The sequence below is a fragment of the Paenibacillus sp. FSL K6-1330 genome (genome assembly GCF_037976825.1).
In the GTDB taxonomy this organism is placed as follows: domain Bacteria; phylum Bacillota; class Bacilli; order Paenibacillales; family Paenibacillaceae; genus Paenibacillus_AQ.
Window position 1 is genome coordinate 7,270,768 of sequence record NZ_CP150269.1, and the last position, 18,059, is coordinate 7,288,826.

The window sequence follows — 18,059 nt, forward strand, 5'->3', positions numbered from 1 at the left end:
ACACGACAAGAAAGCCGGCATCGGCCCTCGAATAAAGGGCGCGATGTCGGCTTTTAACTTAACGTCCAAACTCCTTATTGAATATTTTATCGTGAGCCTCCGCGACTTCCGGGGCTACCGAGTTGATGGCTGTTACTAAAATATGCTTTCCTCCTACAGGTCCGAAGGCTCTCGTCTCAAATCCGAAAGTTCCGCCAGCATGCCCCCAATAGGATTGCCCGTCCGATGTTTTTCCTTCATAAATCCCTAGGCCGAATTTACCGATAGGTGAATCTACTGCCGTGAACATCTGGTCCATCATCTCTTGATTCAGAAGCTCGCCGCCCAACAGCGCACTGAAGAAAGTGGTCAGATCCTTGACTGTTGAAACCATGTCACCGGCAGCATTTGCCCATGATTGATTCATTTCAGTCAAATCATACATATGACCCGATCTGTCCATATTATATCCTCTGGCATGCTTACCTGGAATATAGGAGCTGTTTTCCATGACGAATGTCTCCGTCAGCCCGAGCGGTTCGATGAACCGTTTCCTGATCTGCTCCGCATAGGTATCCCCGGTGACCTTCTGAATAATTTGACCGGCTAGCAATGTATTAGTGTTGGAATAGTTCCAGCCTTTCCCTGGCGCATATACAGGCGGCTTTGCAAGTGCCAAGTGGAGGAGTTCGTTAACGGAATAATAACGGAATGGATTTTGAGGCAAAGTCATGTCTCGCATATCATCATCTGTATAGCTCGCAATTCCGCTTGTATGGTTCAACAACTGACGAATCGTAATTTGGTTGCCGTCATACCCGTTACCCTTTACGACCCCCGGTAGCCATTGTTCTACCGAATCATCCAAATTTAATTGTTTCTCCTCAGCCAACTGCAATACAACGGCAGCGGTGAACGTCTTCGTGATGCTTCCAATACGGAAGGAAAAATCCGGTTCTACCCGGCTTGGTACTTCGTAACTGGCTGTACCTGTAGCGTAGGACCAGCGTTGCCCATCCTGCAGCCCACCAGCCACGACACTTGGGACGCGTTTACTTGTTACCACTTCGTCCATGACGCGTTTGACATCTTCCCTATGTTTACTTTTCTTTTCCTTTTCCGTGAGTTCTTTTTTGGCTTCTACTGCGAATTCCGACGCTAAAATATTGTTGATATGTTTCTCCACGTCTCCCAGTACATTAATATTAATCGAGATCACATGTTCACCGTCTTCCGTTCCGCCAGCAAAGTTGGTAAATCCAGGAATACCTCCGCCATGTCCCCATACGCCAGTGCCGTTAGGCAGCTTTGTTTGATGTATGCCAAGTCCATACGGCCCAAATGGAGAATCGGCTGTGCTGGTCAGCATCTCCTTCTTCATCTCCGGTGTCAACAGCTTGCCGCCAAGTAAGGCATGGAAAAACGTCGTCATATCTTCCCCTGTCGAGATCATCTCCCCGGCGGCATTAGTAAACGATGGGTTAAGTAGCGTAATATCTACTAATTTATCTCCCGTGTCCAGGTAGCCGCGAGCATTTTTTTTCGGAATATCCGCTGAACTGCCGGGGAGGAACGTTTCTTTAAGTTGAAGCGGTTCAATAATTCTTTTCTTAATCTGCTCCGTATACGTTTCCCCGGTGACCTTCTGGATAATGAGCCCCATAATAACCGTATTCGTGTTTGAATATGACCAGCCTGTTACGGGCTTTAGCTCCAAGGCGCGGGCAATCAACTGTTCGGCTGTATAATTCTCGCCTGGATTTGCGAGTAATTGAGTCCTGAGCTCGGGAGTCAAATAGTCTGGAAGTCCGCTTGTATGATTCAACAATTGGCGAATCTTAATCTTACTTCCGTCATACCCATTGCCGTGTAGAAGTCCCGGAAGCCATTTCTCCACCGTATCATCAAGGCTTAGCTTCTTTTCGCCAGCAAGCTGCAAGGCAACCGTAGCAACAAACGTCTTCGTTGTACTTCCAATCCGGAAAGCAGAGTCGGCGTCCACCTTATGGTTCCTTTCGATATTCGCTTCACCGGAGGCATAAGACCAGCTCGCCGTTCCTTTCTTTACGGTAACAATAACGCCCGGAATATGGTCGGCATTGGCAGCTTTATCGATTGCTTGTTGGGTTGGTGTCTTAACTGCCGCATGTACAGTTCCATAAGCCGGGAATACCAGTGTACCCGCCAACATGGCAGTTAAAGTTAGCGCAGCTCCTTTTTGCGTGGTGAATGATTTCATAATGCATCGCTCCTATGATTTTGGAATGTTGTGTTGCTTTACTCCTTCACCCTACCTCCGAAGTTGTTAAATCGGACAGTGATAAAACCGCCAAGCTTTGGATGACACCATACTTGGACCTGTCACATATCCCGTATGACAAAGTGTCAACGGTTCATGTGACGTGCTGGCTGCAGCCAAGTTCTATCAACCTCCTCCATTGCTTGACTGATCGAGATGTTATGGTGCATGATAGGTCTGAATTATTTGGAAATTGGTTTGCAAATATATACAAGCAGGTGTGCATAATCCGTGTTCTCCATAATGAAAAAATGGTTCTGGTATGATGGGTTACTTGTGGCCCTACGAACGCTGTGGCTGGTTATTATCGTAAGCACTGCTTTTGTCAATCCGTCATTGATCGATGCGCCGGTTGGGGCTGTACTTTCGCTTGCTTTAGCCGTTTACCTCATTCCGCTAACGGTACGCTACAAAAAAGAAGAACGGTATCTTGCAGTCGAAGTCGCAACAGCGGGCTTGTTCCATCTCTATTTAGCCTACGCAGCGCCGGAATTGTTATGGTCTTTCGTTCTATTCGTGATGATTATCAGCTTGACGAGCAGTCGAAAAAGCTCTGTGTGGACAGGAATCCTCTGTGGAATCATATTCCCGATCTTGAACGGTTGGATTGCTGATCGCCTCCCGTACGAGTTTATCGTTAACTGCAGCCTTGGATTTGCCATCGGCTTCGCGTTTAATATATTAATTCAGTCCCATAAGCAATCCCGAATTATTCAAGAACAGAAGCTGCTGCTGGAGCAGCATATTAAGCGGATCGAGGAGCTTACGCTGATGGAGGAGCGCAGCCGGCTGTCACATGAGCTGCATGACACAATCGGCCATTCGCTTACGTCGCTCATCGTCGGCGTTGAATCACTCCGATCATCCGTACCGGATTCGCAAATCGAGAGAATTGATTCGCTTGTCGGTATCGCACAGCACAGTCTGGAGGATATCCGAAAGCATCTACACAAGCTCTCTCATACCACGTTAAGCCATTCGTTAAGTGAATCGCTGTGGCAGTTAAGCGATTCGTTTATGAAATCGACAGGCATAACCGTCCATTTCCGTGTGATCGGAAGTGAGACTCTCGTTATACAAAAAATAAACTTTAGTCTATATCGCTGCCTTCAAGAGTCTCTAACCAACGCCGTTCGGCACGGCCAGGCGAGCGTGATAACCGTTCAGCTGCATTTCGATAGTCAGCAGCTTCGATTACAGATCGAAGATAACGGCATTGGAATGGATAACATCCAATTCGGATTTGGGCTCCATGGGATGAAGGAACGCCTTGAATTATTTAACGGCACGCTGTCCGTCCATTCCGGGTCTGGGCAAGGAACTATCGTCATATGTAACATTCCGCTGCAGACAGAGCCTGTACATGACACGATCCGCCTGCTGATCGTTGATGACCAGGCGATCATCACGGACAGCTTAAAGCATAATTTGGAACAGCATGCCGAGTTTATCGTCGTGGGTAAGGCTGGGGACGGACGGGAAGCATTGGAGCATTGTGAGCGAACCCAACCGGATATCGTGTTAATGGATATTCGAATGCAGGGAATGGGCGGACTTGAAGCTTTACTTGAGATGAAACAGCGATGGCCTAATATGAAGGTTGTGCTCATGACAACGTTTGAGGATTCCTTGCAGGCAGCAACTGCATTGGAGCACGGGGCGGAAGGCTACATCCTGAAGTCGATTCATCCGCGGGAAATGAAGGAGGCCTTGAAACTTATTTATAACGGAGGAACCTGGATCGACCAATCGGTCGCCGCACAAGTATTCGAAGAGATGAAGCGTCAACGTGAGCAGCTGGAACGAATCGGCTCAAGTCAGGAAAACTACCCGTACGGGCTTACGAAACGCGAGATGGAGATTCTGGAGAATCTATCGAGCGGACTGCGCTACAAGTCGATCGCCGCCAAGCTATTTTTATCGGAGGGTACGATCCGCAACTACTGCTCGATTCTCTACTCCAAGCTAGGTGTCAACAACCGGGAAGAAGCCATACAAATGGCGCGATCCGAGAATATCGTGTAGGCACTATTTGAGATAAAGTTCACCGGTGCAGAAACCCCGGTAACGAAAAAAAAGCCGCAGCTTCAATACCTTCAATGCTGCGGCTTTTTTTAGCATATAAAAATGCATTTACTTCGTTTCGCTGAGCACGTAAAAAGTTACCTTGGTCCCCTTACCTAATGTGCTTTTTATTTGGAGCCCTGTTCCGAAGTGCCGCTTTAAGCGCTGATGCGTATTGATCAGGCCGACTCCTGAGCTACGGTCTGCTTTCCTTTCCAATATCCGTTGCAATTGAACTTCGTCCATTCCGATCCCATTGTCTTGAACCGTTATCTCTGTAAGCGTGTCATGGACAGAAATTCGAATATGTATTTCCCCTCCGCGAGTGCGCTTCATAATGCCATGTCTTATGGCATTTTCAACCAAAGGCTGGATCGAGAGGAAAGGAACTTTTAACTCTTCGCAGTCATCCACCTCCCAAACGACCTGTAGCCGCTCATCAAACCGGACCTTTTCGATGTATAGATATGAGCGCACTAGACTTAACTCCTCTTTGATCGAAACAAGTCCATCCGTATCTTGGAATCTAAATTTATACCTCAAAAAATTGCTGAACTCATCAAGCAAATGACGCATCTTGTCCAAATTAATGTCACTTAGAGCGGTTACGGCGCTTAATGCATTGAATAAGAAATGAGGTTGGATTTGCGCTTGCAGCCATGCCGCCTCCAATCGCAATTGTTCTCGTACCGTTTGTTTAATCGTCGTCAGCGCTTCAATCCGCGATCTGATTTCTAATGCTTCCACCGGCTTTGTCACATAATCGTTTGCTCCTGCGACAAAACCGCTTTGGATATCCTTCGGCTGGCTTCTTGCGGTAAGGAGCAGCACTGGGAGCTCGGTAAGTGTATACCGCTCTCGAATTCTTCGTGTCAGCTCATATCCCGACATCTGCGGCATCATAATATCGGTGATGACCAGATCCCATTCCTTCGTGTCCAGCATAGCCAATGCTTCCTTACCGCTCGTTGCCATCGTTACATCATAATCGTCAGGCTGGAGTATGGCTTCGAGCACTTGCAGATTAACAGGATCATCATCCACAATTAATAAGAGCGGACGATCACGATTCATTGCAATAAAGGTTGTTTGTTTTTCCGCTGACGGAATGTCCTCTTTTTCCAGAACAATTGAGGCTGTTTCCTGAGTCGACACTGCCTGTAATGTTATGGGTTCGAATGAGTCGGCAACATCTTCTTCCTCCTCTGCATTCAAACCCGCTAGCTTTAACGAAAATGTAAATTTCGAGCCTTCTCCTAAAACAGAGGACACCTCTAACGTACCTTGATGAAGTTCAATGAGCTGCTTGCTTATACTTAAGCCTAACCCAAAGCCGCCTTCAATCATGGTCTCACTCGCCCTGGCTTGCTCGTACGGAAGGAATAAGCGTTTCAGCATGTCCTCATCCATGCCGATCCCGGTATCAGCAATAACAACATACGCTCTTCCGTCCTCTGCCAGAGCCTGAATTGAAATGATACCTTCATTCGTATACTTCACGGCATTATGAAGCAAATTGAAAACGATTTGAATCACCCGGTTCTCATCCGCAATGACCGGTGGAAAATCCTCAGGAATTTGATTTACAATGTTGACAGACTTCACCTCTGCATTAAATTGCAGCATATCAATGACTCCCGTTATGATCGGCTGAATCGATATGACTTTTTTCTGCAAACGTGGGTTGCCTTCCCGCAGACTCATCACATCAATCAAATCATTTAATATAAGTGTTAGCCGACGTCCTACGGATAGTACCGTTTCGAGCTCCTTGACACTTCGATCCTGTAACAAATGTCCTTCCCTGTTCAAAACGGACTGTGACATGTTAAGGATGCTATGAAGCGGATTTTTAAATTCATGAGACGTATTCGCCAAAAATTGATCTTTATGGTCATTCACTCTTTGCAAGGTTGCGGCAATCTCCTTGGTGTTAGCATGCATGTTGAAATACCCCTTAAACCATACGGCGGCCAAGCATCCCATCGAAAAAATCAGATCAAACGGATAATGGGCAACGCTCAAAGCGCTTTCCCGCAAGATTAGCGCCCAAAGGAAATGATGGACCAGCGCAAGCATGGAGAAAAGTAGTAACAGATGGTCTTTGATACCCCTGATTACCTTTTTTACGATGGCAATGATCGTGATGATTGCTGTGGTAAAGCCCAATAGAAAATAAACTGGGAAGAGCATGATCACCTGAGGTGGAGCCAAGAACAAGGTCAAGCCGGCAGTCCCAATAATCATCACATTATAAACAGGATAAACCCTGCTCCAATAAGGGAGTTCGCGATGAGTGGTACATTCCAGCAACGCATAGCATCCAATCATGAACGCCGCATTGGACAGCCGAAAATCCCAATCGCTGCCGATGTAGAATAATTGATGGAACAACTTCTCATCCGTACTCAATACACTCGAAAGGGTTACGCACAAGGTCAGCAAAGAAAAATAAAGCAGCCTCTTTTCCCTATTTCCCAGTAAAAATAAAATAAGCGCATAAACCGAATGCATCAAAAATAGGATAGCTCCCAGCGTCTGCATGGAAACGGAGAGTTTCATTTCTTTCCCAATGGCTGCTTCCGAACCGAATTTAATGGACCTGGCAATGCCGCCGCTCCGACTATCCACATAATTTGCCGCCTGAATCACCATTTCGATGACGCCGTTGTCGTCTGCCGTAAAGCTTGCAGAATAAGGCAGGTTCTTCGCCGTATATTCATCCTTCGTTTCCGCTACCCGACCGGATTTGGCAAGCAACCGGCCATTTACGTATACTTCGGATGAAGTACGCACGTTGGATACACGAATACTATAATTCATGTCGTTCTCCGGATTTACAAGAATACGCAGTCGATAGGTCCCAAATCCATAGGAAGTTGACTCTTCACCATGCAGAGCCTCATTCCATCCTCCCGGAACCGAAATCAGTCTGGGCTCCAGCTCCCCTGATACATCCTGCCCGCTATCATCCAGCAACCAGTGCGAGGGATAAAACTCCCACTGACCATCAAGCAAGAGAATGCCGCCATTTTCAGCATTCCAATCACGCAAATCCAATTGCCCATTCGTAATGGACACCTGCTCTTGATGAGGCAACAATTCCATCCACAACATGCGCAGGCTCGATAGAATGACTAACAATATCCCTATTAACAAGATCATATGACTCTTTTTCATTTGGTATTTTGGTGAGTCGTTTGCCAAGAAGTATTCCTCTCCTAATCCATTCTAATATAGGCACTGCTCCATCATTTACGGTTCCAAATAGATATGAAAGAACAACCATTGACGACTTCAATGCCATCAATGGTTGTTTGCGTTGCTTCATTATATATCGACCAAGATGGTCAATCTCAGCAGCCTTGCAATCAGTGCTCTTACGGCCCGCGTCAATTGCGCAACATCCAAATCGTGTCCTACATCAGGTTAACAACCCTATCTATACAAAATCTATACACGCTGGCCTAGAGCCTTAACGGCGATTCTATGAAAGGAGCCAAACTGTATAGACAACCAAAAAAGAGCGTTCCCCCACTCAAGGGAAACGCTCTTTCTCGTAATCCGAATTATTTCAAGCCCAGTACCTCAAAATCATAAATCCGCGCTGCCGTATCCCCGCCTTGTGTTGACTTCTCTACTTGAAGACGCACGTACTGTGCGGAGGTCAGTTCGATGGCATGGCGGCTGACCGCTTTCGTATTGTCTTTGACCGATACCGCATCCTTCCATTCCTTGCCGTCCGAGCTTACCTGAATGGAGAATGCCCGCGTATTGAACGCGGCCGGCTCGCCTCCGGCTTCCGCATGCTTGATCACGAATTCGCTGATCTTAAACTCGGCTCCCAAGTCCACCGTCATCGAATGAGGCCCGTCTCCGACAGCACACCATTTGGTAGCCGTATTACCGTCCACCGCAAATTGAGGTGCTTCCTTCTCATTCACGAAGCTGGATGCTGACGTTTTCTTGCCAAGGGCAAGGTTGCCAACGCCATTCTCTGCTTCCCGTGTAACTGTGATGAGCTTCTTCCGGACCAAGTCCTCGCCAACGCTATTTTTAGCGGTCAGCGTCACTTCGTACGTTCCTTCCTCCGGATACGTCACTTTAGGATTCTGCTCCGTGCTGGACGCTGGCTGTCCACCCGGGAAGCTCCAGCTCCAGGACTCCGTCACTTCCGAGGAAAGATCCGTGAATTGTACCGTTTCTCCCGGTGCGATCAGTGTTTTATCCGCCTCGAAGGCTGCAACCGGCTTCGGATATTCCGGCCAGTCAAAGCTTACCGACGATGCTTTTCCTTGTTCGTAATGACGGTTTACCGGAATCACGACCATTTTGGTTGACTGCTCTTTCAGCTTCCGCTTCATTTCCGGCACGTAATACACAGTATTCCCCGTCATGCCCATCAACTCGTACTTGCCGTCCGGATGAACCCGGTACACCTGGTAGTACATCACGTCCTCAGCCTGTTTCGGTGCCTTCCAAGACAACCGCGCATCACCATATATTCCGTCACGGAAATCGTTCTCGATGACCTGCAGACCGGTCACCTGATGCGGCTTCTTCGCCTGATCGTTCACCCGCGTAACGGCCAGTTTGCCGATATTGGCCCGATAACCCGCTATGTCCGCGGCAGATTCGAATTGAAGCGAGATTCCCACGATCGTGCGGTCTTTATACTTGTTCAGCTTGACGCTTCCCTGCTTCCAATCCTGATCCGCGCCCGTGGCGGTCCACTTGCCAGGCTCGAAAAATTCATACTTATCCGGCGCATCGGAGAATGCCAAACCGATCTTTACCTTGGCGTCCTTCGCATTGTCCGCATAGACAAGCGATACTTCCGTCGTCGCTTCAACCGGGATATTCGCCTTATACAGCTTGATATGAGTAGATGAGCCTTTGCTTACGTCACCCGCCACCTGAAGCGAGCTGCCTCCGTAGTAGGATTTGCTAAAATCAAATCCAGGCTTGAGGGCTTCACCCTTGCCGCTTAGTTCCGTGATCCAGCGCCAGGTCGGCAAAATATCCTGCAGGCTCCGGTTGCTCCAGTCGCTACTCCGCATCACTTTGCCGTCCACTGCAAACATATGGCCGTTGCCGGTATTGAAATGGGTGACAAATTCGGAGTCAGTGAGCACGGTCTGGGCAACCACATCATTCGCAATCCCTCTCCAGCCAAGCGGATCGGTCCCTTCAGGCTGCGAGGTATGGGCCGGATTCATTCCAGGTCCCACCCAGAAAACCTGCTCCTTTTTCATATACTCCTCATGGGTTTCGGAGCTGTTAAACGCCCAATCCGGACGGTAAATGCCAAGGGAGGTTGTAGCTTTCTTGCCTTCCGGGAACACAACCGGCCAATTGAATTTGCCCTCGTAGCCGTTCGCCTCCACATCGATGCCAGCATATAGATCATACGGGCTTCGACCAAGCTCCGCCGCTTTAGCCGGAGAATTTAAGAACGGCGTGATGTAATCGTATTTGCCGTTCTTCTCATCCTTGTGCTGCCAGCGGAAATCGATAAACATATTGTCGGAAACCCGCTGATTTCCCGCCTGGAAGAACATCTCGTTCTTATCCGTCAAGGCCCCCTGCCACTTCACCGGTCCCTCCTTGATCATGGAATCGTACCAGATCACTTCCATGCCCGGCGCTTTTTTCTGCTGAAGATACGTTAAAAATTCAGCCATTTTGGCGGCATCCTCTGGCGTTCCTCCCTGAGTTTCCTGATTGATAAACCAGCCGTCAAATCCGTAATACGTTGCAACCTCAATCAGTTTGTCTGCCACGGGGAAGGATCCGTCCTCCCGCTGCTTTAACAGATCATGCAGCCATTGGATCTTGCCTCCATGCTCTGTTTGCGGTAAGAAAACGGTTCCAAAAACAGGTACACCATTCTTGTGAGCCGCATCGATCACATCGGCGCTTGGCGGAACGATCAATCCTTCCCCTGCCGAGCCGCCCCACATCACCAGCTTGTCGATATACTGCCAGTTACTGAACGTATAGGTATGGAACTTCTCCGAGCCTTGGGAGGGCGCTCCGCTTGTGCTTGGATACATGGAAGCAATCGATAAAACCTTCACTTCCTCCTTGGCATTGCGGTTTACCTTATTGCCCTGGATACGCTGATCTTCCAGCTTCACCGTTCCCCGGTTAAAAAGCGCATCCTTATCCTTAGACGGCGACCATTCCAGCAGCGTGTTCGGATACCAGTATGACGAGTGAGGCTGTGCTGCTTCTGCTTCTCCAGCAAAACCCGTCAGGGACGCGGCCAGCACTGCCGTGCTCATCCATACCGTCATTCTGCGTTTCCACTGGGCTTTCGTTAAATAATCCGGTTTGATTCGTTTCAATGGAACAACCTCCTATGTTTATGATTTCTAGATATGACAGAGAGAAACGGCCATGAAGATCAGCCGTTTCTACCCCTCATACCCTTTTTATGGATTACTTGTTTTGAGCTTTCCACTCATCAAACTGCTTTTGAGCTTCAGCGATAACTTTGTCAATTCCGGCATCCTGGAACTTTTGTTTTGCTTTTGGCAAGTATTCTTCAGGATCGATGGAGCCGGTATACAGTGCAGGAATAAATTCCTTCGCTACGTTCGTGATAGCCGCAACTTCCGTTTTTACCGGAGCCGTATCAAAGTTAAAGCCAAACGTAGGAGCTACTACAGCGGAGCTGTTAAATTTCTCGAATGCTTCCCACTTGTCCTTAGGCTCACCTTCATGAAGGTACGTCAGGAACATATTGCCGAGCGCAAATCCAGGCATAGCATAACTCTCTTGCATAGCAGGCATATCCTCGATGTACGGCTCTTCAAGCTTCTTGTAGTGCGTTCCTTCCAAACCGTATTGAATCATATTCCGGAGTTTCACATCTGTGTTAAGCAGGTTCAAGAACATCATCGCCCGCTCCGGATTTTTGGAGTAAGAAGAAATCGCCATCATTGAGCCTGCTGCGGAGCTGGTGTAAATGACAGGATCATGCATCGGTCTCGTCACAATGTCATATTTCGCGTTTCTGGACCAGCCGAGCTCTGCGTATGGCTGGGTAATCTCGCGGTCCACGAGCCATTTGCCGGTTTTGATGTTATCAATGCCATCCAGCGTCGCTACGTCCTCGCGCACATAACCCGCTTTATAGTATTTGCGCATCGTGGTCAGAGCCGATTTCAGTTCAGGTGAATCCAACAGGTTCACAAATTTAAAGTCTTTGGTGTCAAGGTACATACCGATCGGAATTTCATCACCAAGCGGGAAATCAACCGGCAAGTACGGCTTAAAGCCTTTCGGTACAGCAAGCGGTGTAATATCTGCAGGCTCGCTCTCTTTAATCGTTTTCAGAAGCGGCTCGAGATCCTCAAGCGTCGTTACATTGGAAATGTCCAGGTTGTACTTATCCAGATACTTCTTATTGAAGCGCCATACAAACTGTTGTGCCAATTCCTTGTTGGCCGGGATGCCATAGTTCACGCCGTTGACCTTCGTTCCTTCCAAGAAACGAGGATCCAGCGTTTCCTTAATGCCTTTTCCATATTGATCAAGCAGGTCATTCAGCGGCTTAAACGCGCCCTTGGCTGCATTTGGGAGATAATCGAACGCCCATGAGCTAGTGAAGGCGATATCGTAATTCTCGCCGGAGCTTGTAATAACCTGCATCCGCTGGCTGTAATCGCCCCAGTCGATCATACTAATCTCGATCGTTGCATTGATTTTTTCCGTCAGATATTTATTGATCTCCTCTTGAACCACGGGAAGATCCTTCTGGTTCGGCCCGATCATGTACATTTTCAGTTTGACCGGATCCAGCTTGGATACATCGACTGTACCGTCGCTTTGAACGGCTGCCCCTTCCTTCGAGGGTTCGCTCGACTTAGTGCCTTCCTTGCTGCCACAAGCCGACAATACGACCGTCAGCAGAAGCACAAGAGCAAGGGACAGTATAGAAACCTTTTTCTTAAACATGTGTTTTTCCCCCTGTATCACTTAATGGTTAACGCTATATTGACACCGCTTACACACATGAGACATCAAAGCCGGATTTCTCCGGCAGTGTGCGATGCGGGTACAACCTTATGAAATTATGCTTGAAATTATCCTTTAACCGAGCCTACGGTCAGGCCCTGGACAAAATATCGTTGGAAGAACGGATACGCCATAACAATCGGCAGTGTCGCCAATACGACCATCGCCATCCTCACCGTCTCTGTCGGCAGGCCAGCTGCTGCATCGAATGAACCGATATTTTGCGCATTCTGCGTCAGAAAGTCCATGTTCTTCTCGATCTTCATGAGCATGAACTGCAGCGGAGGCGTTGCCTGCGGATTGTTATAATACAGCAAGGCATTAAACCAGTCGTTCCAGTACCCTAAAGAGCTGAACAAACCAATTGTGGCAATCCCCGGCAGCGAGACCGGCATCACGATTCGGATAAAGGTCAGAAATTCGCCGGCGCCATCGATTTTGGCGGACTCAATAATTTCATCCGGAATCGTCGTTTGGAAAAAGGTCCTCATGACAATGATGGAGAACGCACTCAAGGATAAAGGAAATATCAACGCCCAGATTGTGTTTTGCAGATGCAGAAACTGGGTCATCACGATATAACCAGGTACCATACCACCTGAGAACAGCATGGTAAAGAATGCAAGGAAGCTGAAAAAGCCTCTAAATTCAAAGTTTCGACGGGACAATGCATAGGCATAAGTCGTAACCAAAGCCAGACTTACCAGCGTCCCCAGTACCGTGACCAGGAGCGTTAAGCTGAATGAGGATAGCAATTCGCCTCCCGTTTCGAAAATATATTCATACGCTGCCGTACTGAACTGACTCGGCAGCAGCCTAAAACCTTCCAAGACCAGCGTCTGTTCGTCCGTCAGGGAAATAATAATAACAAATAGAAACGGAAAGATACAGGAAAACGAGAAAATGCCGATCACGATATTGAAAATCGTATTCCACAATGGGGAGATGGCGTTGTAGTCTCTCTTCTTTGAACGCTTTGCCGGCGGATTCGCGGTTTGCGTGGATAGCTGCGGCATTATAGGTACACCTCCCTCGGATTAGAAGATCGCATGATCTTTTTCAATTTTACGAACGATATAGTTAGCGACCAGAATCAGAATCAATCCTACAAGCGATTGGTACAAGCCCGCCGCCGTACTCATTCCGATATCTCCCATATTGATGAGTCCACGGTAAACGAAGGTATCGATAACATTCGTGACCGGATACAAGGCGCCCGAATCCTTCGGAAGCTGATAGAACAATCCGAAATCGGAACGGAAGATGCCCCCGATTGCCAATATGGTCAGTATGATCATCAGCGGTTTCAACAGCGGAATCGTTATGTATCGCACCTGCTTCCACTTGGTGGCTCCGTCGATGACAGCCGCTTCATAATAAGACTTGTCGATCCCTGTAATAGCGGCCAGGTAAATCACGCTGTTGTAGCCCACGCCTTTCCAGATGCCGACAAAAACGAGAATGAAGGGCCAATACTTCGCTTCCGAATACCAACTGATCGGATCTCCTCCGAAATAGGTAATGATTTGATTCAGCGTCCCTTTGTCCACACTCAGGAAGGTGAACGCAAAGTAACTGATAATAACCCACGACAAAAAATGCGGCAAAAACATGCCGGTTTGATATACCTTGGCCGTCCGCTTGTTGACAAGCTCGCTTAGCATGATCGCAAAGCCCACTGCAAAGACCAGACCCAGGATGATAAAAGCCAGGTTGTATAGGATTGTATTCCTCGTAATGATATAGGCATCATTGGTTGTAAACAGATACTCGAAGTTTTTGAACCCTACCCATTCGCTGTTGAACACGCTGGCGAAAAAGCCGTCCGGACTTATACGGAAGTCCTTAAAAGCGAGAACGGTGCCGAACATAGGCAAGTAAGCAAAGATAAGAAACCAGATGGTTCCGGGCAGTATCATCAGCAGCATAAACCGGTTGCGTATTACCTTTTTGATGAACCCCGACATGAGCACTCCTCCTCTTCCCTGTTAAATACAAGTGATGCGACTGTTGTAGAAGATCCCCCATGATCTTTGTCGATGCGGCTATTCTATCACTCGCCCTTTAACTACTATCATTGTGCCAAGTAAGCGCTATCGCGCTCAAGTTGAAAAATACTAGAACGGGATGGATAAATTAAAGAATCCTCCAAAAACAGCAAAGAACAGGCCAAAAGGTTATCCACCCTGAGCCTGTCGCTAATGGTTTACTGCTCATTTAGATCCGATACATGGACCTCATTTCGGTTGGAGATACGCCCGTATATTTTTTGAACTGCCTGTAAAAGTACGAGCTGTCCGTATAACCTACGCTGAACGCAATATCCGCCGTCTTCTGATCCGTATGTAAGAGGAGCTGCGTTGCTTTCTCGATGCGGTACTGATTCAAATAATCCGAGAAGCTTGCGCCGACCTCCTGTTGAAAAAGCTGCCCCAAATAATTCGGATGCATCTGCAGCCGCTGACTGAGCGTCTTCAGAGAAAGCTCTTCCGGATAATGATGCTGCACCTGTTCCACAAGAAACGAGACATGCAGGCTATAGCCCTGATCCGCTTCCTGCAGGCGCGCGAGACTGCGCTCGACGATACGCCATACATGATTTCGGAGACCCTGGAGCGTATTAATCCGGTGCATTGGGGTAAATATCTCGCTGTAATCGGGGTTTTTCTCCATATCCTTCGCCGCGATCATCAGTTGGACTGCCGCATTCAAGCAGGTTCCCCGGGGTACGGTCTGCTCCCCACTGCCATCGCCGAGAACGGACTCGATATAAGCCTGCAAGGAGGGAACGTCTCCTTCAATCAGCAGCTTTGCGAACGTGTCGGGACGAGCGGACGAAGAAGCCTGAACGGTCTCCGGTTCCACAGGCGGACTGTAAAGGGTCATGTCATCTCCAGCAATCAGGCAGACGTTGAAATGGCCCTTCGCTTTCCTGTAGCTCTCCTGAATATCTTTGAAATCATTGAGTCCCGCATTCCCTTCGGAGCACCACATTCGCAAGCCAGTCAGCTCTCGCAGCTTAGCCATGGCATTTCTCATGCCCTCCCGTGCTGCATCTCTCCGTTCATTCATCGCGACCGACATCACGACGATGTCGTCATCCGCATCGGGGAAGCAAATTACCTCATGATCTCCCCCAAGCTCTTCCGAAAAAGCCCGGCAATATTCATCGGCTAGGCTGGTTAAGCGATAAAGCTGGGATACCGGGCGTTCGTCGGATATGAGCCGCAAAACATAAACCTGGTAAGACACATAATTCAGCGGAATGCCGAGAAGTTCGGCTCTTTGTTTTAATTCCGAGCTTTTAATTTCGCCGTTGACCCATCGCTGCAAAATATTGCTTCGAAGGATCTTCCAATCCTCCTCGGAGCGAAACCGTTTCAACTCCTCGCGCTCCCAATCGCCGCGGATATGCTTAATGGTGGCTTCCAGCTCCTCGATGTTGATCGGCTTCAAAATGTAATTCTGAATGCCGAGCGTGATCCCCACCTTCACATATTCAAATTCTTCGTACCCGCTCAGCACAATAAATTTGGTGCGGGGATGCATTTCTTTAACCTTCTTGATAAGCTCGAGCCCGTTCATTCTTGGCATCATAATATCCGTGATCAGCAAATCCACCGGCTCTTCCCTCAACCGCTCAAGCGCTTGTAAGCCATCGTTGGCCGAACCTGTTACGTGCAGGTCGTAATTCTGCCAATCCACAATGGTGGCCAAGCCCTGAGCAATCAAAGGCTCGTCATCAACAAAAAATACCTTCCTCATGTCGTCTCCCCCTTGCGAAGCATCGGTATTTCCATGCGAACTTCGGTTCCCTGTCCTTCCGTGCTGTTTATGGTCACTCCGTAATCATGTCCGTAGTTCAGCACGATTCGTTCATGCACGTTCATCAGCCCGATCGAACGGTAACCCTTGTCGGGAGGCTGGAGGACCTTGTCCAGCGTGCCGCGGATTTGGGTCAGCTTTTCCTCCGGTATGCCCGTTCCATTGTCCGATACGATGATCACGACCCGGTCCCCTGCCCCATGAGCTCGGACTGAAATTTTATTGTTATCTTCCAGCGGACGAAATCCGTGAACGATATAGTTCTCCACGATCGGCTGGACCAGCAGCTTGATAATGCTGACATTTTGGATTTCCGGATCCACCTCGATTTCCGTCTCCAGCCGTCCGTCATAGCGAATGCGGAACAAGTCGAGATAAACGGAACACATGTCCATTTCCTCTTCAACGGTAACCACCGTGCTTTTTTTAACCATGTTCTTGAACATGACCGACAAGCTGTATATCATTTGACCCACTTCCTTCGCCCCCACGAAATACGCCTTCATGCGAATGGATTCGAGCGTATTGTATAGAAAATGGGGGTTGATCTGGGATTGCAGGGCAACCAGCTCCGCGTTTTTTTGCTTGATTTCCGAGGTATACATTTTATCGATATATTGCTCCAAACGGTCGCCCATGTCGTTAAACCGGCGGGAAATCTGCTGAAGCTCATCTTCGCCGGACATCTGAATGCGCGTCGACAGATCCCCTTCGCCGATCCGGTTCATCGAGCGGATAATCCGCTGCACTTTTTTGGAGAACTTGCGAACGATCGTAAACGTAATCGCAAAACTGGCCGCCATAAACACAAGGGTGACCAGGATCAGTCCGGTTCTTAAACTCTCCGTGCTCTCTTCGATCAGGGATTGCGACACAATTCCCACCACCGACAGGCCCGCATTGCCGACATTTAATATGTTTACTTTGGAGGGTTCATCCAGCTCCACCCAGTCCCCGGCTTTTTCCTGCTCCAGGTGGTAGGGATAGGTTTGGCCGTAGTACTCATCCTCCGAATCGTAAATCACGGTTCCCTGTGCGTTCAATACCAAAATCCGGCCTTTTACCGAAGCACGGCTCTCCAGCCAGGATGAAATTTGCCGAGCGTCGAACTCCACATTCATCATCCCCACCCGATTCAGGGTCCACGGGTCCTTCAGCTCTCTCGAATAGGAATACGATCTTGGACTGGAACCTCCGGACGAACCCGAGGACTCGTTTTGAGGCATGGTATCCCAGCTGTGCTGCTCTCGGCGGGCGAACCAGGTCTCCCACTTGTTCTTGGAACCCGCTTCATTGTTCAACTGCTGGTTGGTCCGGCTGATATGCATGTAAAAATTGTTCGGATAACTGTAGATTGACACACTTCTGGCGCTTGATTCCTGCTCCAGATAATTTTTCAGCAAGGTATTGAAAGACCGTAAACGCTGCTCCCCTGTCCTTGTGTACAAATCCAGCCGGTATTTCAGGTAACTCTCATATTCATGGTTCAAAAAATAGATCAGCTCATCGCTCAGCGTGGCATCTCCGTAAATCTGCTGAAATATATTCTGTATCCCCTCATACTGCCGACTCAAATAAATATTCAGAACATGCGCGGATTTGAGATTCGCATCGGTCTGTTCACGGAGTATGCGCTGCGTCTGGTATTGATAAACCAGAGTTGCCGCAATCGCGAACAGCACGATCATGACGGTTGAATACAGCACAACGATTTTGTTGAACATTTTTCGCTTTAGATGATTTAAATAGAATTGGCGCAGTTTGAAAATATGAAACACACCCTGTTCTATAATGGTCACTTCGGCACCCAGTGTACACCCTTTCCGTAAACCCGGCAATTGAAATTTGCATCGTTATGAAGCTCAAA

Annotated in this window: 9 protein-coding genes; 1 reads left to right on the forward strand and 8 read right to left on the reverse strand. The window is 48.3% G+C overall.

Translation table 11 applies throughout. The features are described from left to right. Positions 1–58: 58 nt before the first annotated feature. Positions 59–2,218 (reverse strand): serine hydrolase domain-containing protein, encoded by a 2,160-nt coding sequence (locus NYE54_RS33135; RefSeq protein WP_339268976.1) that lies wholly within the window; start codon positions 2,216–2,218, stop codon positions 59–61. A 291-nt stretch (positions 2,219–2,509) separates the two neighbouring features. Here NYE54_RS33135 and NYE54_RS33140 point away from each other — a divergent pair, with 291 nt between their 5' ends. Then, on the forward strand, positions 2,510–4,303 hold the full coding sequence (locus NYE54_RS33140; protein ID WP_339268978.1) for a hybrid sensor histidine kinase/response regulator transcription factor: 1,794 nt from the start codon (positions 2,510–2,512) through the stop codon (positions 4,301–4,303). Positions 4,304–4,411: 108 nt separating this feature from the next. Here NYE54_RS33140 and NYE54_RS33145 read toward each other — a convergent pair whose 3' ends face one another. The 7 genes from NYE54_RS33145 to NYE54_RS33175 form a co-directional block, all read right to left on the reverse strand. After that, positions 4,412–7,549: an ATP-binding protein gene (locus NYE54_RS33145; protein WP_339268979.1), complete on the reverse strand. Its 3,138-nt coding sequence runs from the start codon at positions 7,547–7,549 to the stop codon at positions 4,412–4,414. Positions 7,550–7,911: 362 nt separating this feature from the next. After that, positions 7,912–10,692: a discoidin domain-containing protein gene (locus NYE54_RS33150; RefSeq protein ID WP_339268981.1), complete on the reverse strand. Its 2,781-nt coding sequence runs from the start codon at positions 10,690–10,692 to the stop codon at positions 7,912–7,914. Between the two features lie 94 nt (positions 10,693–10,786). Further along, entirely contained in the window at positions 10,787–12,307 is a 1,521-nt protein-coding gene (locus NYE54_RS33155) for an ABC transporter substrate-binding protein (protein WP_339268983.1), read from the reverse strand. A 128-nt stretch (positions 12,308–12,435) separates the two neighbouring features. Further along, positions 12,436–13,383, reverse strand: a complete 948-nt coding sequence (locus NYE54_RS33160) for a carbohydrate ABC transporter permease (RefSeq protein ID WP_076323682.1) — start codon at positions 13,381–13,383, stop codon at positions 12,436–12,438. Between the two features lie 21 nt (positions 13,384–13,404). Further along, the gene (locus NYE54_RS33165; RefSeq protein ID WP_098749518.1) at positions 13,405–14,334 is read right to left on the reverse strand and encodes a sugar ABC transporter permease; all 930 of its coding nucleotides are present in this window, start codon (positions 14,332–14,334) and stop codon (positions 13,405–13,407) included. Between the two features lie 250 nt (positions 14,335–14,584). Next, on the reverse strand, positions 14,585–16,132 hold the full coding sequence (locus NYE54_RS33170; RefSeq protein WP_339268985.1) for a response regulator transcription factor: 1,548 nt from the start codon (positions 16,130–16,132) through the stop codon (positions 14,585–14,587). Then, entirely contained in the window at positions 16,129–18,030 is a 1,902-nt protein-coding gene (locus NYE54_RS33175) for a sensor histidine kinase (protein ID WP_339268987.1), read from the reverse strand. The genes NYE54_RS33170 and NYE54_RS33175 overlap by 4 nt, the downstream gene beginning before the upstream one ends. Positions 18,031–18,059 lie beyond the last annotated feature (29 nt).

Bases quoted from the DNA above. Each gene is read 5' to 3' on its own strand.
- NYE54_RS33155 (WP_339268983.1), bottom strand. From the start codon at position 12,307: ATGTTTAAGAAAAAGGTTTCTATACTGTCCCTTGCTCTTGTGCTTCTG.
- NYE54_RS33135 (WP_339268976.1), bottom strand. From the start codon at position 2,218: ATGAAATCATTCACCACGCAAAAAGGAGCTGCGCTAACTTTAACTGCC.
- NYE54_RS33160 (WP_076323682.1), bottom strand. From the start codon at position 13,383: ATGCCGCAGCTATCCACGCAAACCGCGAATCCGCCGGCAAAGCGTTCA.
- NYE54_RS33170 (WP_339268985.1), bottom strand. From the start codon at position 16,132: ATGAGGAAGGTATTTTTTGTTGATGACGAGCCTTTGATTGCTCAGGGC.
- NYE54_RS33165 (WP_098749518.1), bottom strand. From the start codon at position 14,334: ATGTCGGGGTTCATCAAAAAGGTAATACGCAACCGGTTTATGCTGCTG.